General features: G+C 35.2%; 16 protein-coding genes and 1 pseudogene. 6 read left to right on the top strand and 11 right to left on the bottom strand.

The window, feature by feature from the left end:
- Nucleotides 1-357: 357 nt before the first annotated feature.
- The 7 genes and pseudogenes from J2772_RS16065 to pckA all read right to left on the bottom strand — a co-directional run bounded on the left by J2772_RS16065 (nt 358) and on the right by pckA (nt 7,914).
- Nucleotides 358-1,593, bottom strand: coding sequence for an erythromycin esterase family protein (locus J2772_RS16065; protein ID WP_209918440.1), 1,236 nt, complete (start codon nt 1,591-1,593; stop codon nt 358-360).
- A gap of 853 nt (nt 1,594-2,446) precedes the next feature.
- A pseudogene (locus J2772_RS16060) lies at nt 2,447-3,669 on the bottom strand (aminotransferase class I/II-fold pyridoxal phosphate-dependent enzyme).
- Nucleotides 3,670-3,781: 112 nt separating this feature from the next.
- A complete protein-coding gene (locus J2772_RS16055; RefSeq protein WP_209918438.1) occupies nt 3,782-4,378 on the bottom strand; it encodes a methyltransferase domain-containing protein in 597 nt (198 codons plus the stop codon).
- Nucleotides 4,375-4,746 carry a glycine cleavage system protein H gene (locus tag J2772_RS16050; protein ID WP_209918436.1) on the bottom strand — a complete coding sequence of 124 codons (372 nt, stop codon included), beginning with the start codon at nt 4,744-4,746 and terminating at the stop codon, nt 4,375-4,377. Before J2772_RS16050 ends, J2772_RS16055 begins: the two co-directional genes overlap by 4 nt.
- Nucleotides 4,747-4,793: 47 nt before the next feature.
- A complete protein-coding gene (gene gcvT, locus J2772_RS16045) occupies nt 4,794-5,891 on the bottom strand; it encodes a glycine cleavage system aminomethyltransferase GcvT (protein WP_209918434.1) in 1,098 nt (365 codons plus the stop codon).
- A gap of 3 nt (nt 5,892-5,894) precedes the next feature.
- Nucleotides 5,895-6,278, bottom strand: coding sequence for a glycine cleavage system protein GcvH (gene gcvH / locus J2772_RS16040; RefSeq protein WP_209918432.1), 384 nt, complete (start codon nt 6,276-6,278; stop codon nt 5,895-5,897).
- Nucleotides 6,279-6,330: 52 nt separating this feature from the next.
- Nucleotides 6,331-7,914 carry a phosphoenolpyruvate carboxykinase (ATP) gene (pckA, locus tag J2772_RS16035; protein ID WP_209918430.1) on the bottom strand — a complete coding sequence of 528 codons (1,584 nt, stop codon included), beginning with the start codon at nt 7,912-7,914 and terminating at the stop codon, nt 6,331-6,333.
- Between the two features lie 128 nt (nt 7,915-8,042).
- Here pckA and J2772_RS16030 point away from each other — a divergent pair, with 128 nt between their 5' ends.
- From J2772_RS16030 to J2772_RS16020, 3 genes are all read left to right on the top strand, one after another.
- On the top strand, nt 8,043-8,723 hold the full coding sequence (locus J2772_RS16030) for a Crp/Fnr family transcriptional regulator (RefSeq protein ID WP_209918428.1): 681 nt from the start codon (nt 8,043-8,045) through the stop codon (nt 8,721-8,723).
- A 116-nt stretch (nt 8,724-8,839) separates the two neighbouring features.
- Nucleotides 8,840-9,565 (top strand): YoaK family protein, encoded by a 726-nt coding sequence (locus J2772_RS16025; protein ID WP_209918427.1) that lies wholly within the window; start codon nt 8,840-8,842, stop codon nt 9,563-9,565.
- Nucleotides 9,566-9,847: 282 nt separating this feature from the next.
- Entirely contained in the window at nt 9,848-10,177 is a 330-nt protein-coding gene (locus J2772_RS16020; RefSeq protein ID WP_209918424.1) for a hypothetical protein, read from the top strand.
- A 294-nt stretch (nt 10,178-10,471) separates the two neighbouring features.
- On the opposite strand, the gene dnaK is transcribed toward J2772_RS16020, so the two are convergent.
- The 4 genes from dnaK to J2772_RS16000 form a co-directional block, all read right to left on the bottom strand.
- Nucleotides 10,472-12,367, bottom strand: a complete 1,896-nt coding sequence (dnaK, locus tag J2772_RS16015; protein ID WP_209918422.1) for a molecular chaperone DnaK — start codon at nt 12,365-12,367, stop codon at nt 10,472-10,474.
- 180 nt (nt 12,368-12,547) lie between these two features.
- Entirely contained in the window at nt 12,548-13,081 is a 534-nt protein-coding gene (locus J2772_RS16010; RefSeq protein WP_209918420.1) for a hypothetical protein, read from the bottom strand.
- A 26-nt stretch (nt 13,082-13,107) separates the two neighbouring features.
- Complete coding sequence (locus tag J2772_RS16005; protein ID WP_209918410.1) at nt 13,108-19,587, bottom strand: polymorphic toxin type 23 domain-containing protein; 6,480 nt, start codon at nt 19,585-19,587, stop codon at nt 13,108-13,110.
- A gap of 15 nt (nt 19,588-19,602) precedes the next feature.
- The gene (locus J2772_RS16000; protein WP_209918409.1) at nt 19,603-20,040 is read right to left on the bottom strand and encodes a T9SS type A sorting domain-containing protein; all 438 of its coding nucleotides are present in this window, start codon (nt 20,038-20,040) and stop codon (nt 19,603-19,605) included.
- A gap of 162 nt (nt 20,041-20,202) precedes the next feature.
- Here J2772_RS16000 and J2772_RS15995 point away from each other — a divergent pair, with 162 nt between their 5' ends.
- The 3 genes from J2772_RS15995 to J2772_RS15985 all read left to right on the top strand — a co-directional run bounded on the left by J2772_RS15995 (nt 20,203) and on the right by J2772_RS15985 (nt 24,247).
- Complete coding sequence (locus tag J2772_RS15995) at nt 20,203-21,168, top strand: hypothetical protein (protein ID WP_209918407.1); 966 nt, start codon at nt 20,203-20,205, stop codon at nt 21,166-21,168.
- 125 nt (nt 21,169-21,293) lie between these two features.
- Complete coding sequence (gene ppk1, locus J2772_RS15990) at nt 21,294-23,366, top strand: polyphosphate kinase 1 (RefSeq protein ID WP_209918405.1); 2,073 nt, start codon at nt 21,294-21,296, stop codon at nt 23,364-23,366.
- The gene (locus tag J2772_RS15985; RefSeq protein WP_209918403.1) at nt 23,363-24,247 is read left to right on the top strand and encodes an exopolyphosphatase; all 885 of its coding nucleotides are present in this window, start codon (nt 23,363-23,365) and stop codon (nt 24,245-24,247) included. Before ppk1 ends, J2772_RS15985 begins: the two co-directional genes overlap by 4 nt.
- Nucleotides 24,248-24,390 lie beyond the last annotated feature (143 nt).

Raw genomic sequence — 24,390 nt, 5'->3', positions numbered from 1 at the left:
AAGGAGTGATGATAACAAAAATATCAATCATTAAAATAAAATACCTGTTGATAAACTGCTTAAAAAATTATTTCTAATCAAATAGTGATGGTTAATTTTTTTGATATTGAAATCTTTTGACCCAAAACACCCCGGCGGTAAACTTTGTTTACCGCCGGGGTGTTTTTATACATTAAATGTTAGTTACCTTTATTATTTCACTTCTTCCACTATAATAAAGATAATCAACTCGTTATACATTCATGGTACAAATGTAATATAATACAAGCAACTATATCAATTAATATTACCCATCCATTAATAAGTAGAGGACTCAATTTTCATTTTATAATAAAAATTTATAATACTGTAATTTCTTTATTTTGAGTTACCAGTTAATAGTTTTGAATTTGTTGACTTATTAATGAATATCAAATAATCAAAAGAGTTAGCCACATTGGTTTTTATAAATTCATTTTTATCCGTACCTGATCCAGTTTTTCGAAATAGAATATCTTTCAATATCCAATTGCCAAGCTTGTTCCCATCTTTTTTGATTGCTTTTAGATCCAAAATAAAAATTGGAATGTTAAGTGAGTTAAGCTTATATTCTAATGTTCTGGGACCAGCTTTTTCTGAATTATAGGTACCAAGCTTCCCATCCATACTTGCAGAATAAGTACCTTCATAAAAGGCAAATCCAAAATTCACAAAATCTTTATCATACATTTCATTGAGCCAATATCCCATTCTATCAGATTTTAATTTTGCAATGTGATAATTATGAGCGGAGGCTATTACTTTAGAATTCAAATAGTTTTCTTTTAACCATTTAATATTCTCCGCCATGAATTGGTCTCTCCTAATAAAATTGAGTTGGCTATATTGTCTGATAATATCTACATTTTGCAGGAAGCGCAATTTTTCTTCCGGGTTTTTTATTGAGATAGATTTTTGTTGTATTAAAAACAGATACTCAGCTATAGTTTTTTGGCTTTTTTTAGAATAAGTTCTAAAGCCTCTGTTATTTTCCTTTAAAGCTGTTTCCAGGTCATTAATCTCTTGTTCGGACAAGTGATTTTCTTGATATGTTTTTCTTATTTGATCTACTGCTCCTTTTGCAAACTGCATATCGAAACCATCAAAAAAAACTTTTGAATGATGATTTTCATTGTATTTTTTTAACCATTCAACAAAAGTTAAAGTTTCTTCGGTTTGCCACAGCCAAAAATACATTCCTTTTAGAATATCTTTAGGATCTCCTTTTTCTTCCCGAATATATTGATTCATTAAAAAGCTTTCAGGCATATTGGCCTCTAGCGAAAAGACATTGAAATTTTTATTAGCTATCAAATATTCACTTATTCTATATTTCATTTGATACACTTCACTTGAACCATGAGTAGATTCTCCTAATCCTACTATTTTAGAATTTCCAATGAGTTTGTTTAAGATTAGCAAATCACTATTATCTCTTTCGTCTGGATTAAAAGTTTTTATTGGATATATAAACTTTGAAATATATTCTTTCTCTTCAGAATTTAAATCATTTTTTGATTGTGCCGTGATTGTTATAAAAAATACAATCAAAATAAAAGATAATTTCAATTTCATTGCAGCTTATAATTAAATATTTGATTTATTGTTTGTAGTACAAATGTATATAACTTCTTGAGCATATCAATTTGTATACTCTCTTAAGTTTACCATTATTCCAGTACAAATAACTAATTAAAAATAAAAAAAAGTAAAATCAGCAAATATCAAAAAACAAAAACCGCCTTAGACAGCTATATAAGGCGGTTTTATATATTAATTTTATTAAACCATAAAGGGGACACAAAAGCTTTTTAAACCCTAAAGTTATTTAAGTTATATACTTTGTGTATAAGAAGTACACTAAAGTTTTGTTGAAAATCAAAGATTTTCATCTTAAGTGAACTTAATGGTGCAGTATTTCCTTAAACTTTCTAAAGTGTACTAAAGTGTTAAAAAAATAAAAACTTTTGTGACTTTTGTGGTTAAGTTTAAGCAGACTTATTTTATTAACAGTTATTAATCAATAACTATTTTACTTCTTCAAAAATAATTCCCATCGTAAATCAATTTTTTAAAATTTTATGATACAAATAATGAGCGAATTGAAACTATTGTCAATATCGGTATCTAATATTGAATCCATTAATTGAAATTAGGTAAATGGTTGAAATTTACACTTTTTTGAGATAGAATTTCTCTACTTCTTCAATGTTGCCAAGAGTTTTTTGTACAGCTAATGTGGTAGAAAAATTTATCCAGTTAACTACAAAAAAAGGTATTACTACAAAATGTAATAATACCCTAAAAAAAATATACATAATATTCAGACCATGTATTTCAGTTTATAAAATAATACTTTTAGGTAAGATTACAATATACAGGCGTTTGCTTAAATTGTTTTGGCTTCTAATGTATTACTATTTCCAGATTACTGTTTATAATAACCGGAATTTAAGTTAGTCCTGATTTGTTTAAATACAGCAATTGTCGTTTCTACATCTTCCAAAGTATGAACAGCAGTAGGAATCAATCGTAAAATGATCATTCCTTTCGGTACAACAGGATAAACCACCATAGAGCAAAACAGCTGATGGGTTTCGCGTAAATCACGAACCAGCGCAGTTGCTTCTTCTATAGTTCCATTGAGATAAACAGGGGTTACCGGAGAATTTGTATTCCCAATATCAAAGCCAGCTTCAGTTAAGCCTTTTTGTAAGCTATGGGTTATTTTCCAAAGCTTTTCTCTAAGTTCTGGCATTGTACGCATTAATTCCAATCTTTTTAAAGCACCGAATACCATCGGCATTGGCAATGCTTTAGCAAATATCTGGGAGCGCATGTTATACTTCAAAAATAAAATAGCTTCTTTAGTACTGGCAATAAAAGCTCCAATACCCGCAAACGATTTTGCAAAGGTTCCAAAATAAAAATCAATACCATCCTGTACTCCTTGTTCTTCACCTGTTCCGGCTCCTGTTTTTCCTAAGCAGCCAATACCGTGAGCATCATCTACCAATAAAGAAAATTTAAATTTTTCCTTTAGAGCAACAATCTCTTTTAGCCTTCCCTGATCTCCACGCATTCCAAAGACACCTTCCGTAATTACCAAGATGGCTCCATTTGTTTCAGACACTATTTTTTTTGCACGTTCCAATTGCTTTTCACAATCCTCTATATCATTGTGCTTAAAAACAAAATGCTTTCCAAGATGCAAGCGTATTCCATCAATAATACAGGCATGGGATTCAGCATCATAAACAATCACATCTTTTCGGTCTACCAAACAGTCAATAATGGATACCATTCCCTGATAACCATAATTCAATAAAAAAGCATCTTCTTTCTGAACATAACTGGCAACCTTTGCTTCAAACTCTTCATGTAATTTGGTATTTCCACTCATCATCCTTGCTCCCATAGGATAAGCAAGACCATACTGTTTAGCTCCTTCAATATCTGCCTGTCTGACTTCAGGGTGATTGGCCAGACCTAAATAGTTATTCAGACTCCAAACCAATTTTTTATTTCCATTAAAAAACATGGTATTGCTAATCTCCCCTTCAAGCCTTGGATAGGCATAATATCCGTGGGCATAATGGCATGATCTCCTAAAGGGCCAAGACGGGTTTTTATTTTATCTATTATATTCATTTCCTGAAAAACTATTTTAATAATTATATTTATTTTATCTTAATTTCATGGTTTTAGGCAGTTTTTCATCATAGAAAAGGAATTTGTAGATTGATCTTTTTCAGAAACTTAGTTAGGATGCCTTTTCCCAAAAACTTAAAAATCCATTGCATGCAGAATCCACCAATTCAAAGTTCCCTGGGATTTCGTCCCACTTACTCCAATACGTAACCAAGCGGGTTCCAACAGGAGTTTTATATAATTGCTCTTTTACATAGTCTGAATAAGTATGATATAAATAACTATCAGGAAGTATCGTATGATCAATTGGGGATGAAGTATCTATATTTTCGAAAAAAGAATTAAAAAAGTAGAAAGCTTCATAATTGGAAAAGTTAATTTTATTAATATTGGAATTAATGAATTCTACATTGGTGATATCATGCTTCTCTGCTATTTTCCTTGATATTTTTGTCAGGGAAGCCCTTTGCTCTACTCCATAGAAAAATCCATTTGTAGAAGCAGCTCCTACCAGACAAAATTTGCCTGCTCCCGCACCAATATCAAGCACTTTCTTACCCGGTTTTTCCGCCAAATATTCTGCCGCCAATTTAGCCACTGCAACAGGGGTCCAGTGTCTTTCTGCCGCTGCCTGTATACATGGAGGATATATTTTATTAAAAACGGCATCCTTTACATCCATATTCTGCCTAAGCTGTTTAAAAATCATTTTGCTATTTGTATATAATCTTCATAAGTTAACAATTCATCCGTTGAAATATAGGTTGAAAGAATCAAAAACCAGCAGTTATAGGGATCGGTGTTGATATGGGAAGGTTTTATAGTTACATTTTGATTGACTTCCATAATTTTACAATCACAGGAAGCGATGAGCTGAAAGGTCTTATTGATTCCGTAAACCGCTCCAAAGGGAGTCCCCTTTTTTAAGATTTTCTCTTGCAGATTAAATTCAATCAGGTGAATCTCTCCTATTTCTTTTTGAGCAAAATCCGTAATACCGATACAGAAATCATACAATCCTATTTTTCTCAACCATAAATGATTTTCAGTATAATAAAGGCTTTTAGGAACAAGCATACAATGAGTTAATTTAATTTTTGCGTACTAATCTTGTGATGATTAATCTATTTTTTAATGAATGGGGGCCTAACGATGGTTGCTTTAACTGGCTTATTTCTGATGTTGATAAAAATTTCGTTTCCAGGCTTAGAATCTTCAGCAGAAATATATCCCATTCCTATCGCTTTTTTTAATGTTGGAGACATGGTACCAGAGGTAACGGATCCAATGATTTGTTGATCAGCATTCCAGATTTCATAGCCATGACGGGGAATGCCTTTATTATTCATTTCAAAACCAACCAATTTTTTTTTGGTTCCTTTTTCCTTTTGAATTTTTAAGAATCCACTATAAACAAAATCTTTGGTAAATTTTGTTATCCATCCTAACCCTGCCTCAACAGGTGAAGTAAAATCATCAATATCATTTCCATAAAGGCAATACCCCATTTCCAATCGCAGTGTATCTCTCGCAGCCAGTCCTATTGGTTCAATACCTTCTTCTTTTCCAGCTTCAAATATAGCATTCCATAGATGAGCCGCATATTTGTTCTCAACATAAATCTCAAATCCTTTTTCTCCTGTATATCCGGTTGCTGAAATCAAAGCATTAGGAATATGAGCGAATTCACCAATGGTAAAAGTGTAAGACTTCATTTCCTTTAAGTTAATGTCTGTAAGCTTCTGCAGAACATCTATCGATCTGGGCCCCTGAACAGCCAGTAAAGAAACTGAATCTGAAACATTGGTTACTTCTGCTCCAAAAGAATTATGTCTTTTAATCCAATCCAGATCTTTTTGTATGTTAGAGGCGTTAACAACAAGCAGGTAGTCATTTTTGCTGATTTTATATACCAGCAAATCATCAATAAGTCCTCCGGTATCATTGGGCATACAGCTATATTGTATTTTTCCGGGATAAAGTTTTGACACATCATTAGTTGTTACTTTCTGGATTAATTCCAAAGAACCTTTTCCCTGTATTGAGATCTCTCCCATATGTGAAACATCAAAAACTCCAATACTGCTTCGCACCTTTGCATGCTCGTGATTTACTCCTTTGTACTGAACAGGCATTTCATAACCAGCAAATTCCACCATTTTTGCACCAAGGATATGATGTATTGCATTAAACGCTGTTTTCTTTGTTTTTACAGTTTTCATATTTTATGACATCCCTATTAATGATGCATATGAGTCAGCCCTCAAAAGCCCTTCTGTATCAAAAAGATTCGCAATCTTAATTTTGATCATCCATCCCTCCCCATAAGGATCAGAGTTTACCAGTTCAGGGTTTGTTTCTAATTTGGGGTTAATTTCCAGTATTTTTCCTGCAATAGGCAGGAAAAGGTCAGAGACTGTCTTTACAGCTTCAACTGTTCCAAATATCCCATGCTGTTTTAAAATTTCCCCAAGGGTTTCAATTTCAACATATACTATATCTCCTAATTCACGCTGGGCAAAATCGGTAATTCCGATATAAGCCATGTCATTTTCTAATCTAACCCACTCGTGATCTTCAGTGTACAAGAGGTTTTTGGGGATCTTCATTATTATAGTTCTTTTATTAATTTATATGCTTATTCGATTATTTAATCTCATTTTAGATTAGTGGTTCTCCGCTTAGTATTTCTTCATCAGCAAAAGATTTAAATGACTTAAAGTTTTGTACAAACTGCTCAGCAAGATGCTGTGCTTTTTCATCATATGCCAACTGATCATCCCATGTATTTTTAGGATTTAAGATCTCAGACGGAACGCCCTCACATTCTGCAGGTATTTGAAGTCCAAATACGGCATCGCGTACAAAATCTACATTTTCCAATTTATTTTCCAGTACTGCCGATATCATAGCCCTGGTATAAGCTAGCTTTATACGTTCTCCCTTACCGTAAGTTCCTCCGGACCAACCGGTATTAATAAGCCATACATTAATATTATTTTTTTTCAATTTTTTCCCTAACAGTTCTGCGTATTTTGTTGGATGAAGCGGTAAGAATGGTTTTCCAAAACATGCTGAAAAGGTTGTCTGAGGTTCTGTAATACCGGCTTCAGTTCCCGCAACTTTGGCAGTATATCCTGAAATAAAATGATACATAGCTTGTCCTACTGATAATTTTGATATTGGAGGAAGAACTCCAAAGGCATCACAAGTTAAAAAGAAAATATTTTTAGGTACTTTTCCAATGGAAGGATCCACCGCATTATCAATAAAATCGATTGGATAAGCCGCTCTTGTGTTTTCTGTTACTGAAACATTGTCATAATCCACAATATCGGTTCCTTCAAAAAAACGTACATTTTCGAGCAGAGTTCCCATATGAATTGCAGAAAATATTTGTGGCTCTTTTTCTTGACTCAGGTTAACACATTTAGCATAGCATCCCCCTTCAAAGTTGAAAACACTTACATCATCCCATCCGTGTTCGTCATCTCCAATTAACTTTCTTGAAGGGTCTGCTGAAAGAGTGGTTTTCCCTGTTCCTGACAGTCCAAAAAATACAGAGGTATCCCCATCAGCTCCTATATTAGCAGAGCAGTGCATGGAGAGTACATTTTTTTCAAATGGCAGAATATAGTTTAATACTGTAAAAATCCCCTTTTTAATTTCTCCGGTATACCCACTTCCCCCAATAAGGATTATTTTCCTGGTGAAATTGATAATCGTGAAATTATGCTGACGCGTTTTATGGATTTCAGGAATAGCTTTAAACTCAGCCGCATTAAGGATCAGCCATTCGTGCTGGAAGGTTTCCAATTCTTTTTCCGTAGGTCTTAAAAACAGATTATTAACAAATAAATTTGACCATGGGGTTTCAGTAATAACCTTTACATTCAACCTGTATTCTTGTTTTGCGCAAGCGTAGGCATCCCTGACATAAATATCTCTACCTGAAAGATGGGTTACAACACTTTCATACAACCTTTCACAATCTTCAGGAGAAAAAGGATGATTAACATCTCCCCACCATATAGAGTCTTTGGTTTTATCATCCATCACAATATACTTATCTTTTGGAGAACGTCCTGTGAATTCGCCTGTATTGCAGGCCAAAGCTCCGGAGCTAGTAACAATTCCCTGGCTCTTGCGTAGAGTTTCAGATATCAGTTGGGGAACTGATAAGTTCCAATACACTTCTTTTTCTGGTATAATTCCAATATTTCTTAGAGATTCTAAATATTCCATAAGTCAATTAAGGGTTGAATGCCCACAAAAGTATCTGAATTATAAGAATGAACAAATGACGGATACCTTTTCTAAATTTGATTAAAGTCAAATTTATATTGTCTTAAAATTGCCTAATTTAGTAAATCATGATTTCAAAGTTTATTTTTAACAATCAATATCTTTTTGAAGAGCTTTCCCAAAATGATAAAGAAATGTTTCAAAAGGTAATGCAGATTAAAAATTACCGTAAAAATGAAGCTATATTTACAGAAGGAACCATCCCTAATGGGATATTTTTTTTAAAAGAAGGGAAGGTAAAAAAATATAAAGTGGACAATGACGGAAGGGAACAAATTATTTACATCTATAATGCCGGGGAATTTTTTGGCTACTCCGCAATATTAAGTAACGATTCCTACGGAGATACAACCCAGACAATAGAAAGATCTGTTATTGCTTCTATTCCGAAAGATGATTTTTTGAGCATTCTTGATCAATCAAAGGTATTTTCAAAATTGCTGCTCAAAAGCCTGAGCCATGAATTTAGTGTAATGGCTAATATGATGTCTGTTTTATCCCAACGGACTGTCAGGGAACGTGTAGCACTTAGTTTATTAATCCTGCATAAAAAGTATAAATTAAACAGCCTGGACGATAAAGTATATATTACCTTATCCAGAACTGATCTCGCCAACATGGTAGGAACTGCCAATGAAACGTTAGCCCGTATCCTTCACGATTTCAAACAAGACTCTCTTATCGTAATGGAAGGAAGAAAAATGCAATTGACAGATTTGGAAAGCCTAACCCGTATTGCCAATCTTTAGTGGACCATGGTAATCTAATTTAAATATTTTTATGATGGATATAGGATGTACGTGCGCAAAGAATTACTTTTCTTAATACTATTTATAGATTGCAATTGACCTAAAAAAAATGATTTATGTTTAGACATAGAGGGAAAGGGCGAACATATTCCCATAATTTAAAACTGGCTTCTATTCTATCCTGGGTTGCTGGGTTGGTTAATATTACAGGAGTTCTTGCTGTAAGTACCCTAACCACAAATGTAACGGGACACTTTGCCTATTTCTCGGAACAACTATTTGTAAAGAATTATAAAATGGCATTTATTTATTTGTTGTATATCCTGTTCTTCCTATTGGGAGCTTTTGTTTCAGGGGTTATTATGGAATGGGCCTCAAAACATAAATCACATACCTCCTATATCATTCCTCTATCAGTTGAAATTGTGATCGTGCTTTTCGTAGGTTTTTCACCCGAACTCTTATCTGATAGTCCTTCTGTACCGCTAATAATTTCTTCAGCATTGCTTTTTGCGATGGGTCTGCAAAATGCTCTTGTTACCCGCGTTTCTCAATCCGTAGTGAGAACCACCCATCTCACCGGACTGTTTACCGATCTGGGAATTGAACTCTCACAACTGATTTTTCATAGAGAGAAAGGAAAAAGAATACAATTGAACAAAAGTATTTTTTTAAAGCTCATGATCATCAGCTGTTTCTTTTTAGGTGGGATCATTGGAGGATTTTTCTATCATCAATTTCAACTGAAAGCACTTCTTCTCCCTGCTGCTTTACTATTATTCGCCGTATGGTATGATAAATTATTATTCCGCTACTACTACCTGAGAAGAAAATTGAGATAGTTTTATTTTTTCTTGTTTTAAATATTGAGCTTTCTCACAACACAAAAGTTATGTTTTATGAATACACATAAATTTATTATCCTATTATTATTTTGTACTGGCTACAAGCCCAAGCTGGTATCGGAACACAGACTACAAACCCTTCATCCATACTACATTTGGATGTTAATTCTTTACCAAATAATGGAAAGGAGTTTTTTTTGGGCCCCAAAATAGCATTAAATTCATCAATCGATCAGAGTACTACTCCTTCTCCTGCTTTAGGCCTTTTAGTTTATAATCTTGGAACAGGGGCTGAAAACTGAAGGATACCATTATTGGAATGGAAATGAGTGGAGAATTTTCAATTCATACACAACTATTATAAACCCTATTATTCAAAAGTTTACCTGTACTTACGTAACCTTTAACCCGCCCATCTTTACGGCTGGAGTCCCATATAATGGTGTCACGGTTGTTCCTTATACCGGAGGCAACGGCGGGGCCTACCCTGCGGGAATACCCCTCTCCTCTACTGACAATACAGGACTGATAGCACAATTACGTTCCGGTTACCTTGCCAACGGAAATGGAGAATTGGTGTATGACCTGACACAAATTCCATCACAGTAGTTTTAGCTTCAAGTGCCTTCTGTCATTGCTCGCAGACTCTAGGGATCTTCAATTTACTAAATCCTATAACACTTGTTTTTAACGTTAATATTAACCTTGAAACTAGTTAAGACTTATTAAGACATAATAAGGCGCATATTATCTCCAATTAAGATGCGGTACAAATATGATATAAATATATGGTTAAAAAACAGTAATAAAAAAATTGAACTGGAAAGTATAAACATGAAAAAACCGCCTTAAACATTCGTTTAAAGCGGTTTTTAATTATTTGTTATTATTGGTAATCAATAATTATTTTACTTCTTCGAAGTCTGCATCCTGTACATCCTCACTTCCAGCATTGTTTCCACCAGCGTTTTGAGCACCTGCATCAGCACCTGGCTGTTGACCAGCTGCATATAATTCTTCAGAAGCTGCCATCCATGCTGCATCTAATGCTTCAGTTTTAGCTTTTACATCATCAACATTTTTAGCGTCGAAAGCCGTTTTTAATTCTGCGTGAGCTGCTTCAATTGCTGCTTTTTTGTCAGCAGAAAGTTTTTCACCGAACTCTTTCAATTGCTTTTCAGTTTGGAAGATCAATCCGTCAGCTTTGTTGAAAACCTCAACTTCTTCTTTTCTCTTAGCATCTGCTGCAGAGTTTTCCTGAGCTTCTTTCTTCATTCTTTCGATTTCTTCATCAGAAAGACCTGAAGAAGCCTGGATTTTGATAGTCTGCTCTTTACCTGTTCCTTTATCTTTAGCCGATACACTTAGGATACCGTTAGCATCAATATCGAAAGTTACTTCAATTTGAGGAACTCCTCTTGGTGCCGGTGGAATATCTGTAAGATCAAATCTACCGATTTCTTTGTTATCGTTGAACATAGATCTTTCTCCTTGTCCTACTCTGATGCTTACAGCTGGCTGGTTGTCAGAAGCTGTAGAGAATACTTCAGATTTTTTAGTTGGGATCGTAGTGTTCGCTTCAATTAATTTTGTGAATACAGAACCCATAGTTTCGATACCTAAAGAAAGTGGCGTAACATCTAGAAGTAATACGTCTTTTACATCTCCTGTTAATACACCTCCCTGAATGGCTGCCCCAATAGCAACCACCTCATCCGGGTTAACTCCTTTAGATGGTTTTTTACCGAAGAATTTTTCTACTTCTTCCTGGATAATAGGAATTCTTGTAGAACCTCCTACTAAGATTACTTCATCGATATCAGAAGTTGATAAACCAGCATCTTTTAATGCTTTAGCAACCGGCTCCATAGATCTTCTTACAAGATCAGCAGATAATTGCTCAAATTTAGCTTTGGTTAAAGACTTCACTAAGTGTTTAGGACCTGTAGCTGTAGCTGTAATATATGGTAAGTTGATCTCAGTCTGTGGAGAAGAAGATAATTCGATTTTTGCTTTTTCAGCTGCTTCTTTTAATCTTTGAAGAGCGATAGCATCTGATTTTAAATCTACACCTTCTTCAGCTTTGAATTCGTCAGCCATCCAGTTGATGATAACATCATCAAAGTCATCACCTCCTAAGTGAGTATCACCATTTGTAGATAATACTTCGAATACACCATCACCTAAATCAAGGATAGAGATATCGAAAGTACCACCTCCAAGGTCATATACTGCGATTTTCTGATCTTTATGGTTTTTATCAAGACCGTAAGCTAACGCTGCAGCTGTAGGCTCGTTGATAATTCTTTCTACTTTAAGACCTGCAATTTCACCAGCTTCTTTAGTAGCTTGTCTTTGTGCATCATTGAAGTATGCAGGAACAGTAATTACCGCTCTTGTTACTTCCTGACCAAGATAATCTTCTGCAGTTTTCTTCATTTTCTGAAGAGTCATTGCAGAGATTTCCTGTGGAGTATATTCTCTATCGTCGATTTTTACTTTTACTGTATCGTTTGGACCTGAAACAACTTTATAAGGTACTCTTGAGATTTCGGCAGCATCTTCTTTGAAGTGTGTTCCAATAAATCTTTTGATAGAGTAAACTGTCTTAGTTGGATTCGTTACAGCCTGTCTTTTTGCAGGATCTCCTACTTTTCTTTCTCCGTCTTCTGTAAATGCTACAATAGAAGGAGTAGTTCTTTTTCCTTCTGCGTTAGGAATAACAACAGGGTCTTTACCCTCCATTACAGCAACACAAGAGTTGGTTGTTCCTAAGTCAATTCCAATTATTTTACTCATAATATTTTATATTTTTTCTATTTTTAATTTAATTTACATTCTCAATTTCTCAATATCTGTACCATTCAAAAAATTATGACAAAATGACATAATAAAAATAAAAACCCCGATTAAGTCGGGGTTTAAATAGAAATAATAAGGCATTTTTTCTTATAAATAATCATTAATACCTGCTTTTGATTACCATGATGCTGAATAATTATTTATTCCAGTGCCTGTATTGTTATAAATACTGATTCTGTAAAGTTTTGTTCCGGCATAGGATTCATTATTTCTCATGTAAAGCCTGTTTTCTTTTAGTGTACCGAAATATTTATTATATCCATAGCTCCATTTCATATTCCATTCTCCTTTTTTCTGATACATAAATATGATGATCTCTCCGTTGTCCTGAATATAGTAAAACCCTCTGCTTCCGTTATAGTCCGGATTAAGGTTTAAACTGCCTTTCAGATTGGTAAATAAATTCAGATTTCCATTTTTATAAAAGTAAAGATATTCCTTGGTGTCATAGGTCCATGTATTTTTTTCGTCGGGAATACTATAGTCTTTATTTCCTTTTGTAAGGTACTCCAATTCATAAAGACGATCTTCTGAAAAAAAATTCCGGATTATCTGTTGCTTCTTTTTTATCTTCTCAAAGCTTACGGGAACTCTGGTAACACCATCATCAAGCAATTTGAAGGGTGCACTTTGCCCAAAGGCCCAACTCATAAGAAAGATCCCTATACTTTTAAAAATTACCATAATGAAAAAGGATTAATTGTCTGATACTGCATATAATTGGTATATCCGCCACTAAGCATTTTAAAGCCAGGTTGTCTGGTGTCTATTAAAAAGTTATTCATATCATGAGCCCAGCGGTCCTGAATGGCATGTCTGAACCAATCAGAGTCCTGACCCATACGCATAGCTCCAACATTCATATATACAGCTCCCATTCTATACTGAGGACCTTCTTCTTTCACAAAGTTGTGTGGATAAAACTCCCCATTATCGCCATATACCCCTTGCCCTATCTTCTCATCATCTCCCGTATAATCACTTCTGTATCCGGTAAACAAATTAAACCCAATTCCGAACTGCTTATAGCCTAAATGAGCAGAAGCTGTACGATAGCTGTCATTTCCATCACCAAGATAAGGAAAACCTTTCTTTAAAGAAAATGGCATCCCATCATTTTCATATCTGAAACTAAAATCTCCATGTCTTATCATTAATCCCCCTATTCTCTGATCAAATCCACCGCCTCTGAAAGTTGTAGAATAAATGGACAATCCCAGTCTTCCATTATCATATCCAATACCTCCCGAGTATCTTTTTTCCCAGAATGAAGCTCCGCTACCTGCTGCCTCAGACTGATTGGCAATGCTGAAACCTGCAGAAATATTCCAGTTCCCTTTTTTATAAGACATATTAAAGTTAAGTCCAAGACTACTACTGTTTCCCAACGCAATACTCGGGGATATTCCTATACTGAATCCACCACCCAGATTTACATTAAAACTCGGCATAAAAGACCCCATAAAGCCTGCCAGTGCAAAGCCGCCCAATGTACCGACTGGTATTGCATATGGCGCAATAGCTCCCATAACAGCCCCAGTAAATGCACCTCCTAAAATAGACATTCCGAATTTCCCCCAGCTCCAGTCACCTGTCTGTATTGCCTGCCCTATATAACTTGCGGCACCAGTAACAGCCCCAATGATGGCACCGGCAAGAACTGCCAGCCAGAATATCTCACCACTAGGATCTGTGTACATCAAAGGATTATTCAGTACATATCCATATCTGTTATAATTTTGTGTATTGAAAGGATCCTGTATAAAATTATCTACAGATAGGAAGGTATGCAGTTTAGGATCATACATCCTGCCATTCATATGAATAAGACCAATCTGGAAGAAATGCTCATGAGCAGTATATCCACGCTCAATCAGCAGGTCAGGATTCGCTTTTTTAAGATCTATTTTTACCCCGTTTTTTTCAAGATATACAAGGTTTCCCCATGGGTCAAACTGTCTTCTTTCTTCAACCTTTCCTGATCTATCTGAGATGGCCATAATTGTTCCCTGGTAATCCCTGTGAAAATAATGCAGTCCCCTATTTATTGATTCATCATTAGCATCGAAATCTTCAATATAAGCAGCCGGCGCAGAATAAGGATCCCCTGCAATATAAGTCACAATCCTTGTCCGTACAAAAAGTGGAGGAGTCTTTCCAATAAAAGAGTTTTCAATAATTTCTACAGAAGTGTTATCAGAGTAGATCTTATGCCTCATATAATATGCGAAATTAACATTGTAATTATAATCTGAAGATGCCCTTGTTTGATGGATATTGTACCCAAATTTTGCCATTTCATTTCCATCCTGCGTAATAGTGACTGGATTTTTAAAGGCATTATATGATATCATCTGAAGTTGATTCACTTTATAATAAGCATCCCCAACAGCGTTTAGATTAATTTCTGTTTTTCTATACCTGTTACCATCTGCATATTTATAATCTCCAACAGTACTGTTCTTATTAATTCTTCCAAACGAATCATAGGTCTGAGACTGGGCTTCAGTAGGGTTAGTCCATGAAACCAGTCTTTGTAAGGCATCATATTCAAAAACCTCATTCCAGCCATTTGGTATAGCCAAATTTTTTCGGCCTTTCAGCAGTCCTGTACTTCCTACAAAGCTGTATTCGTTTTCCAAGATAAGTCCTGAAGTGCTGTTCTTATGTCTTATCTTTTCAATAAAATAATTGTTGTCATAGGTATTGCTGATATCCGTTCCATTTCCGAAATACGCTGAGATCACCTGCCCCTTTTCATTTACATTTCCTAATTTCCATATTGCATCCCCATTACCGTCATTGATGCCCACCAGTATACCACAAGAAGCATAAATATTTTCAATAACAAAAATACTGGAAAGGTTACCGAAAATTGTTTCCTTAGTTTCTTTATTGATTCTTCCCAAAACATCATAAGTATAATGATTCCTGAAGATTGCTGAGCCATTATTTTCTTCACGTTCTGCGACCCTGTAAAAATTATCGTACTTGTAGGTATAAGAATTGTTTACTCCCTCAGATGTCCCTGTTTCGGAAGAAAGAAGCCCTTGGGCATTATAATTATAAGTAATCTTGATGTCTGTATTGACACCGGAAATTTCTTTCTTGACTGTTCTTCCATACTGATCATATACAAACACTGTTTTCCCTTTAGGATTTTCTTCTTTCAAAAGCTGCCCTAAACTATCGTAAACATAGGTATAATCACCACCTACAGAAGGATCAGACATTTTTGTTTTCTGCCCCCATCCGTCCTGTTCTATACTGATAACATGTCCTGCATAATTTGTAGATTTCAGGCCTCCATTGGCATAGTAAGTATAATTAATTACCCCTCCATTATCTGACATTTTAACCTTATTCCCCCACTCATCCTTAGTAATGGTTTGTGTTCTTTGTCCCTCTACTACAGTTGCTGATAACCCATTATAAGAAGTGTTAATAATTTTTCCGGTTGGGAATATATTTTTGACAGGTCTTCCGAACAGATCATATTCCGTAATAGTCCATTTGCTTGGAGAAACCGTGGAGAAGTAAGGTTCACTTACTTTATAAGCCCTGTCTAAAACATCATATTCTGTCCTTTTTTCTATCCATTTACTGTTTATAGAAAGACCCCGTTCCAGACGTTTCCTGCCCCAGTTATCCATTAATGTTTCTTTGGTTGCTCCTGAAGCATCAACGATTCTTGATCTGATACCATTCATAAAATCCCCGGAAGTAATCCACTCATAGAAGTACTCAGTAATATTATTATAAATGTCCTTTTCCTGTGCTTTTCTCTGCCAGGTGTCATATAAAAACGATACGGTCTGATTCAGGTGATTGGTTTTGGACAGTAAGATTCCAAAATTAGACTCATAAGTTAACAAAGATGAGTTTCCTAAAACATCTGTAGTTTTAATGACAAATCTTCCAGAAGGATCATACTGCATCTTCTCTACTCTTGAAGCTATGCCAGGGGCAGAAAGGGTTTTCTGTATATTATTTCCAAACTGGTCATATTCCAGATCCTCGGTAATATAATCTGTATTATTTCCTTTTTTTCTGGTTTGTGTAACTAGTCCGTTGGTATAGGTAAAAAGCATTTCTTTAGAGAAAACATCTGTTCCTAACGTCTGTGTTTCAGCTTTTTTCACAGGTCTTCCTATATAATATTGAGAACCGGTTCCTGTAGGGTTATCTTCATAGTCAATCAGGTTTATTTTTTCACCACCATTGGCTACGATTCTTGTTTTTTTAGGATTATTGTAAGAATCGTAAATGTCTATATACTGATTGGTCGTAGTTCCTGTCAGATTATCAATTTGCTGGATCTGCGACTGCAAATTGACAAAAACCTTATTAGGCAACAGAGATGTGGTATACGTGTTAATAGTTTTTGAAACAAAAGAACCTGGAGAATTAAAGTCTGGTGTTTCGCTCATATAACTCTCTTTAACAGCACCTCTTTTCTGTGGATCTTGTAAAGAAACTGCCCATAAAGGCTGAGTCACAGTTCCTCCATACACGGAAGATTTGGCTATTCCTTTAAACCCTATAAAGCCAAACCCCTGCAAATTCATTACAGCACCTTTATATCTATACTCCTGTATTTTGATTTCTCCGTTAAAGCTTTTCTGAATTTTTCTTACCAGCTTCATGGACGGAGCAATATTTAGATTGATATAAGGATACAACTCGGAAGAATCTCCGGTATAGGTTCCTGAACTACTCCCATTATCTATTGCAGTATCATAGGTAATTTCCGTCACCAGATCATTTGTTTTGATTCTTTTCAAAGTAACATCTACACGGTTATCTTTTTTGAACGAAACATATTTGATCTTATCCCCACCAAAAAAAGCATAATCTAAATTCTGATTGGCAATATTAGGATTGTTCAAAAATATTGGTGTTCCTTTATTGATTGCTCCTCCATAGGTAAAATTATTCTGCCAACCATCTATATAAGCTGAAAAAGTCGGCATACCATTGACATTGCTTCCCATATTGTACTTTACCCCTCCTTTATCTCTGATGCTGTAATTATCTCCATAAGCGAGATAAGCTCCATTAGCATTGGGCCCGGCTTCCGGTACATTATGCGGGGTCAGAATATCATGATAGAATAAATCTGCTTTTGCATCTCCGTTGATGTCTGTAAAGGTGTAATAGGTCTGCTGAAGCATATATCCACAAATATTACCACCTGATGGAGCTGGATAACAAGAATTGACTACCTGAGGCTTAAAATAATTGGTTCCTATATCCCTTACATTTCCCATAAATGACTCTCCGGAGTTTATTATAAAATACCAGTTTGTAGTTGCATTCTCTATAGGAGTTACCACATCAGTTTTACCATCTCCATTAAAATCAGCAAGATAACATGGATATTCATTTTTAATAAGACCACTGGAAAAAGTTGCTTTTTGAATAAAGGCTCCGTTTTTCATTCCATATACATAGAGCTGGCCGGGATTAATTATATATAAATCTGCAACGCCATCTCCTTCAAAATCTGCAACGTAAATTCTGGAATCTGATTTTACTACATAATTATATCCCAGAGTAACCGGTGTCTGTACACTGGAATTATTAGGATCCAGTTTCAGCAAAAAAACCTGGGAAATATCAATCGTTGTATTCTGGGTACAACAATCTGGCGGGGGTCTGTTGGCATCCGTACTTTGCTTTGCAGGGCCACAGTAATAGGTCTGCGATATGGAGTAAGGACGAATCACAGCCAAAATATCAGATACTCCGTCTCCATCAAAATCTCCAGTGAGATAAGTCTTGGGAATTCTGGTATTGTAGCTCGTGCTTCCGTTAATGGCAATACATCTTTCATTCAAAGCGGTCGGAAACCTGTAAGAATTTGTGAATATCAGATCAAGTGAGTTTGCATTGCTATCCGAAATATAGTTGTTTATTTTTACAGTCTCTTCATCAGTAACAGGTGTCGTATTGTCACTGATTACTGTAGTTATTGCATCCAGATTATAAAATTTATTATTAGGCAGCACTAATTTTGTTGAAAAAATATTCGTGAATTTTTCTACACTAATCAAGGTACCTGCTACATTGGAGTTGGAATTGGTAAGCTGACTGGAATTGAATCTGTAAAGCTGGTCCCTGGAATTAGGATAGGTCATAAAATCTATCGAACTGTCATTATCAAAATATCCTGAAGTATACTGCCAGTTGTTTCTGTCATAAGCCGGAGAAACGCTCGTTATTGTTTTCGAATTGTTGGTAATTCCGTTATCTGTAGTGTCATATTCTAAAATAATCGGTTTAATACTTTCATTACTCCCATTATACTCCTGAACAGCTACGAGTCGTTCGTAATTTAAAGAAGTTACATTATAGGTGAGCTGATATTTTCTGAAAAGTTGTCCGTTGCCTGTTACCTCTACCCTGTCCAGTTTTCTGTGTGAATAAATATCCCGTGAACCAAAAATATAAGCCTGGTCCGTTCTTGCAGCATCTTTATAGTAAAACTTTATTTTATTAGGACTGTCATTAGGGTTAATGGCGGCATTATTCCCATATTCTATCGTCTGAACATAAATATAATTGTTGAAACTGTCGTAGGTAAACCGAATCCTGTTTTGTTGAGCATCTTCGATATAATTGATTTTCCATTCAAAGCTGTTCATTCCCAAAAAGCCACTTGGTCCTCCGTATTTGGCGGTTTTACCATCCGGATAATATACCATAAAATATTCCGGTCCATTGGCTACATTACCATGTGAAACTATTTTAATATTGGAATACATTTCTGTTTGATACTCTGCTCCGTCTGCTCCATAAGTCCCGGATTTTAAGAGCAATCTCTGCCCGTCAAACGCAAACCTGTCCTTATCATTATAGTCTACCCCATCAATGATCCCGTCATGAAACTTCGTTGATGGTATTCTTGTAATAGATGATATTCCTGCGATATTCCATCCCCATCCTGCAAGACCATTTCCGCTCTGGCTGGAGTAAGCTAAAGAAATACCCGGTACCATATCCTTGATTCCCGGAAGATTGGCAATAGGTATTGTATAATTAGCAGCTCCCGATGAAGAAACAGACAAATCACCAGGTGTCTGACCTACAGATTGTCCGTTGAATAACCCTGATATAAAAAGCAAGGTTATTAAAAAGTAGATTCTGATTCTCATGTTGTGTGATGTTGGTTATTGTTTCAAGATCTTGTAAGTAAGTTTTTCTCCACTGTTGAGATGAAAAACCACAACGTACATCCCTATCGGATGTTCTGAAAGATCCAATAAGATCTTATTCTCTCTCCTGTCAAAAGGAAGCTCCCGGTACTGGGTGAAATTATAGGCAACGAATTCCACTTTTTGAATCATTTTGCCTAATTCAGCAGACCAGACCAGATTTACTTTACCTTTTGTAGGATTTGGATAAATTTTAACCTGGTATTCCTCGGGAGGAAACTCTTTTTCGCTGATCTGTTGCTCGGTCATTGCATTCTTAAGAGCGACACACATTGCACAATACCTCCTTACAATCTGATTCCCGCCACTTTCATATTCAAATGTGAGCGTCTGTGACTTTATCCCTCCTATTGAAACCAATAAGAAAAGAAATAATGATAAAATTTTTCCCATAAGTTTTGTTTAGATTATTAGTATACACAAAAATCCAGAAAACAAATCAGCTGTGAAAGGACAATACATCCTGAACCTCAAGGTTATATTAGATTAATTATATAAAAAAATAACTATTATTTATTTTTTTTAGATATTTTTGATAATAAAACACTAATTCACATGAAAAATTATCAGAAAAACCTCTTTGATTTGTTATTAAAAGAATCCGGAGGAAAAAAGAATCTGGTAGAGGTAATGATTGATAAGCTGGCACTTTCTAATGATACGGCTTATAGAAGAATCAGCGGAAAGAGTCATATTACTTTAAACGAGGGAATTTCCCTGGCCTCCCATTTTGGAATATCCCTGGACCTCATCCATTCCTCCCATCAGAATAATGTTGTTTTAAACAAAACTCATGATATCTACAATATTGATGACCTGGAAACGTATTTCGAATCATCTATCAGGAATCTTCAAAAAGTAAAAAATAAACCGGATGTCGAATTTATTTATGCAGCCAAGGATATCCCTCTTTTTTACTTCATGAGGTTTGAAAATCTTAGAAAGTTTAAAGTCTATGCGTGGCTGAAACTAATGGATGTTGCTTTTTTCTCACAAAGAATAAACTTTGAAAATTTTGAGATCCCTGAAAATATTACCCGGAAAGCCATTCTTTTGTCTGAAGTTTATAATGATGTCAGCTCTACCGAGATTTGGAGTAATGTTACCATTTATACACTTCTTGAACAGATTATTTATTTTCACCAGCTCGAACTGATTACAACTGACAGTGCTTTAAAGATTTGCAAAGAGATTGGAGAGATGCTAAACCTGATTGAGGAAAAAATAATAACAGAACAAAAAATGCCTTTCAAACTATATCAGAATGATCTTCTCATCATGAATAATAGTGTTTTTATCAGATTTTCAGATCAGAAAATGTTATTTTTACCTTACAACATTCTGAGTTATTACTACACATTAGATGAAAGGGTTTGCGGTAACTATGAAAAAAGCCTTGAAATGATTCTCAAAAACTCAGAATTACTTTCGGCCAATAATAAAGCCCGATATATATTTTTCAACAAAATGTATAAAAAAATTGAAGAAATAAAAAAATTATTGCAAAACTATGATCAATAACAAGCTTACAATCCATTGCAAAGAATATGCTGTTCAGACGGGTTAAAATTAATCAAAGTTTAACCTAAGAAATAGAGGCAGAAACTGGACGAATTCTTATTTTTGGTAAAATATATACATTTAGAATGTCATTACACTTTAATCCACGAGATATTACATGGTTAGCCTTTAATGAAAGGGTTTTACAGGAAGCCATGGATGAAAAAGTTCCTTTACATTTAAGAATACGTTTCCTTGGAATTTTCTCCAACAATCTAGATGAGTTCTTCCGAGTGCGTGTTGCCGGATTAAAGCGTGCCATGGATTTTAAGGAAAAGGTAATTGCCGAGTCCTTTTATCAGCCACCATCCAAGATTCTTCAGCATATCAATGACATTGTGATGAGACAACAGCTGAATTTCGATAAAACCTGGAAAAAAATTCAGGAAGAAATGGCTGACCATAAGGTTTCCATCAAAAATTCTAAAAACCTTACAGCCTCACAAAAGGATTTTGTCAGAAGATACTTTGATGAGGTGGTAGAATCTAATGTAATCCCTATTCTTCTTCATGAAAATACTCCAATGCCCTATATGAGAGATAAAAGTCTCTATCTTGGAGTTGCCATGAGAAAAAAAGACTGGCAGTATTCCAGTAACTATGCCATCATTGAAATTCCGTCCCGATTTGTAGGAAGATTTGTATTGCTTCCCACTGAAGACCCGGAAGAAAAGAATGTAATGCTTCTGGAAGATGTAATTACCTTCAACTTACCGCATATTTTCTCGTATTTCGGGTATGATGAATTTGCAGCTAATGCTTTTAAAGTAACCAAAGATGCAGAATTGGATCTGGATAACGACATCCGTACCAATTTTGCAGAAAAAATAGAAAAAGGACTTAAAAACCGTAGAAAAGGGAAACCTACCCGATTTGTTTTCGATAAAGATATGGATAAAGCTTTGCTGGAACTCCTTATCAGAAAACTGAACCTAACAAAAAAAGACAGTATTATTCCGGGAGGAAAGATTCATAATTTCAAACATTTTATGGATTTTCCTGATGTTTTTGAAACATATGCAAGACCCGTAGAAAGAACTTCTTTCACCCATCAGGCATTTGAACATGGAGAAAGAGTGACGGATGTTATCATGAAGGAAGATGTACTTCTTACTTTCCCCTATCATAAATATAACCCGGTGATTGATCTTCTGCGTGAAGCAGCCATGGATCCGGATGTGAAATCAATACAGATTACAGCTTACAGAATGGCAAGCAACTCAAAGATCATCAATGCATTGATCTATGCAGCCAGAAACGGTAAAGAAGTAACGGTAATGCTTGAACTTCAGGCAAGATTTGATGAGGAATCCAACCTGGAATGGAAAAACATGCTTGAACCTGAGGGAATCACCGTTCTGGTAGGACTTCCGAATAAAAAAGTTCATGCAAAGCTTTGTGTTATCAAAAAAAGAGCCCACAACAAAACCATTCAATATGGATTTGTGAGCACCGGGAATTTCAATGAAAAAACAGCAAGAATTTATGGAGATCATCTGCTTCTGACTTCTGACCGTGGCATTATGGCAGACATCAATAAAGTGTTCAATGTACTGAAAAAACCAAAAGATGATTACCTTCCGGTTTTGAAAACTTGTAAAAATTTATTAGTTTGCCCCCAATTTATGCGTGAAAAGATTGTTCACCATATTGATAAGGAAATTGAAGAAGCTAAAGCAGGAAGAAAAGCAGAGATCATTGTTAAAGCAAATTCTCTGAGTGACAGATCATTAATTGAAAAATTATATGATGCTGCCACAGTAGGAGTAACCATCAGACTGATTGTAAGAGGAATCTACTGTGCCGTTAATCAAAAGGAATTTAAAGAGAAAATTAAGGCAATCAGTATTGTAGACGAATATCTGGAACATGCCAGAGTAATGTATTTCTACAATAAAGGAGCGGAAGATATTTACATTTCCTCTGCCGACTGGATGACCAGAAACCTTGATTACAGAATTGAAGCTGCCGCCAAAATAACTGACAAGAACCTTAAAAAAGAATTAAAAGACATTCTTGATATCCAACTCAGAGATAATGTAAAAGCCAGAATTTTAGATAAAAAACTGAGCAATGAATATATAAAGAATGATAAAAAAGAATGTCGATCACAAATAGAAACCTATAAGTATTTAAAAGCTAAAACAAGCAAAAAATGAAGATAGCAGCAATAGACATAGGAAGTAATGCCGCCAGACTTCTCATCAATGAAGTAAAAATAAACAATAAAAAACCGGAATTCATCAAACTGAACCTTCTGAGAATCCCTCTGAGATTGGGGATGGATGTATTCACTATTGGAAAAATAGGTCCTGAAAGAGAAAAAATGGTCATCGATTCCATGAAGATTTTCAGTGATCTGATGAAGATTTACAAAGTAGATCATTACAGAGCTTGTGCAACAAGCGCCATGCGTGATGCTGCCAATGGTGATGAAATCATCAGACAGGTACAGGAAGCTTCAGGAATCAATATTGAGATTATTTCCGGTGATGAAGAAGCTACCCTAATTTATGAAAACCATGTTGCTGAAGGTCTTAACAAAGAATTTGCTTATTTATACATTGACGTAGGAGGAGGTTCCACAGAGCTTACATTCTATGAAAACGGTAAAATGGTATATGAAAGATCTTTCAATATCGGAACAATCCGTCTTCTCAACAATCTTGTTACCATGGATAACTGGAAAGAAATGAAGGACGAGATCAAAAATAATATTGTCAGTAAAAGACCAATTGTGGCTATTGGATCAGGAGGAAACATCAATAAGGTATTCTCCATGAGCAAAACCAAAGATGGGAATCCCATGTCATTAACTCATCTGAAAAAGGTTCATAAAGAGTTCAATGAACTTTCTGTAGAGGAAAGAATGACAAAATATAGTCTTAGGGAAGACAGAGCCGATGTATTGGTTCACGCCTTAAGTATTTTCAATAATGTAATGGCCTGGTCGGATATCAATAAAATTTTTGTTCCGAAGATTTCTGTAGCAGATGGTTTGATCCATAATATTTACAGCCAGTTACAGCATAAGAAATAGTTTTTAAAACATAATTTCATTCAAAACCGGACAATTCTTGTTCGGTTTTCTTTTTTTGCACCGTCATTGCGAGTACAGCGAAGCAATCTCATCACCCCAACAAACAGAAATATTTCATACAAAACCACCATATTTTTAGGTTT

The sequence above is a fragment of the Chryseobacterium jejuense genome (assembly GCF_017877355.1).
GTDB lineage: Bacteria > Bacteroidota > Bacteroidia > Flavobacteriales > Weeksellaceae > Chryseobacterium > Chryseobacterium jejuense_A.
This window is presented reverse-complemented; position numbering and strand designations above follow the sequence as displayed.

Coding starts and splice junctions, on each gene's coding strand:
- J2772_RS16065 (WP_209918440.1), bottom strand. CDS start 1,593: ATGAAATTGAAATTATCTTTTATTTTGATTGTATTTTTTATAACAATC.
- J2772_RS16055 (WP_209918438.1), bottom strand. CDS start 4,378: ATGATTTTTAAACAGCTTAGGCAGAATATGGATGTAAAGGATGCCGTT.
- J2772_RS16050 (WP_209918436.1), bottom strand. CDS start 4,746: ATGCTTGTTCCTAAAAGCCTTTATTATACTGAAAATCATTTATGGTTG.
- gcvT (WP_209918434.1), bottom strand. CDS start 5,891: ATGAAAACTGTAAAAACAAAGAAAACAGCGTTTAATGCAATACATCAT.
- gcvH (WP_209918432.1), bottom strand. CDS start 6,278: ATGAAGATCCCCAAAAACCTCTTGTACACTGAAGATCACGAGTGGGTT.
- pckA (WP_209918430.1), bottom strand. CDS start 7,914: ATGGAATATTTAGAATCTCTAAGAAATATTGGAATTATACCAGAAAAA.
- J2772_RS16030 (WP_209918428.1), top strand. CDS start 8,043: ATGATTTCAAAGTTTATTTTTAACAATCAATATCTTTTTGAAGAGCTT.
- J2772_RS16025 (WP_209918427.1), top strand. CDS start 8,840: ATGTTTAGACATAGAGGGAAAGGGCGAACATATTCCCATAATTTAAAA.
- dnaK (WP_209918422.1), bottom strand. CDS start 12,367: ATGAGTAAAATAATTGGAATTGACTTAGGAACAACCAACTCTTGTGTT.
- J2772_RS16010 (WP_209918420.1), bottom strand. CDS start 13,081: ATGAGTTGGGCCTTTGGGCAAAGTGCACCCTTCAAATTGCTTGATGAT.
- J2772_RS16005 (WP_209918410.1), bottom strand. CDS start 19,587: ATGAGAATCAGAATCTACTTTTTAATAACCTTGCTTTTTATATCAGGG.
- J2772_RS16000 (WP_209918409.1), bottom strand. CDS start 20,040: ATGGGAAAAATTTTATCATTATTTCTTTTCTTATTGGTTTCAATAGGA.
- J2772_RS15995 (WP_209918407.1), top strand. CDS start 20,203: ATGAAAAATTATCAGAAAAACCTCTTTGATTTGTTATTAAAAGAATCC.
- ppk1 (WP_209918405.1), top strand. CDS start 21,294: ATGTCATTACACTTTAATCCACGAGATATTACATGGTTAGCCTTTAAT.
- J2772_RS15985 (WP_209918403.1), top strand. CDS start 23,363: ATGAAGATAGCAGCAATAGACATAGGAAGTAATGCCGCCAGACTTCTC.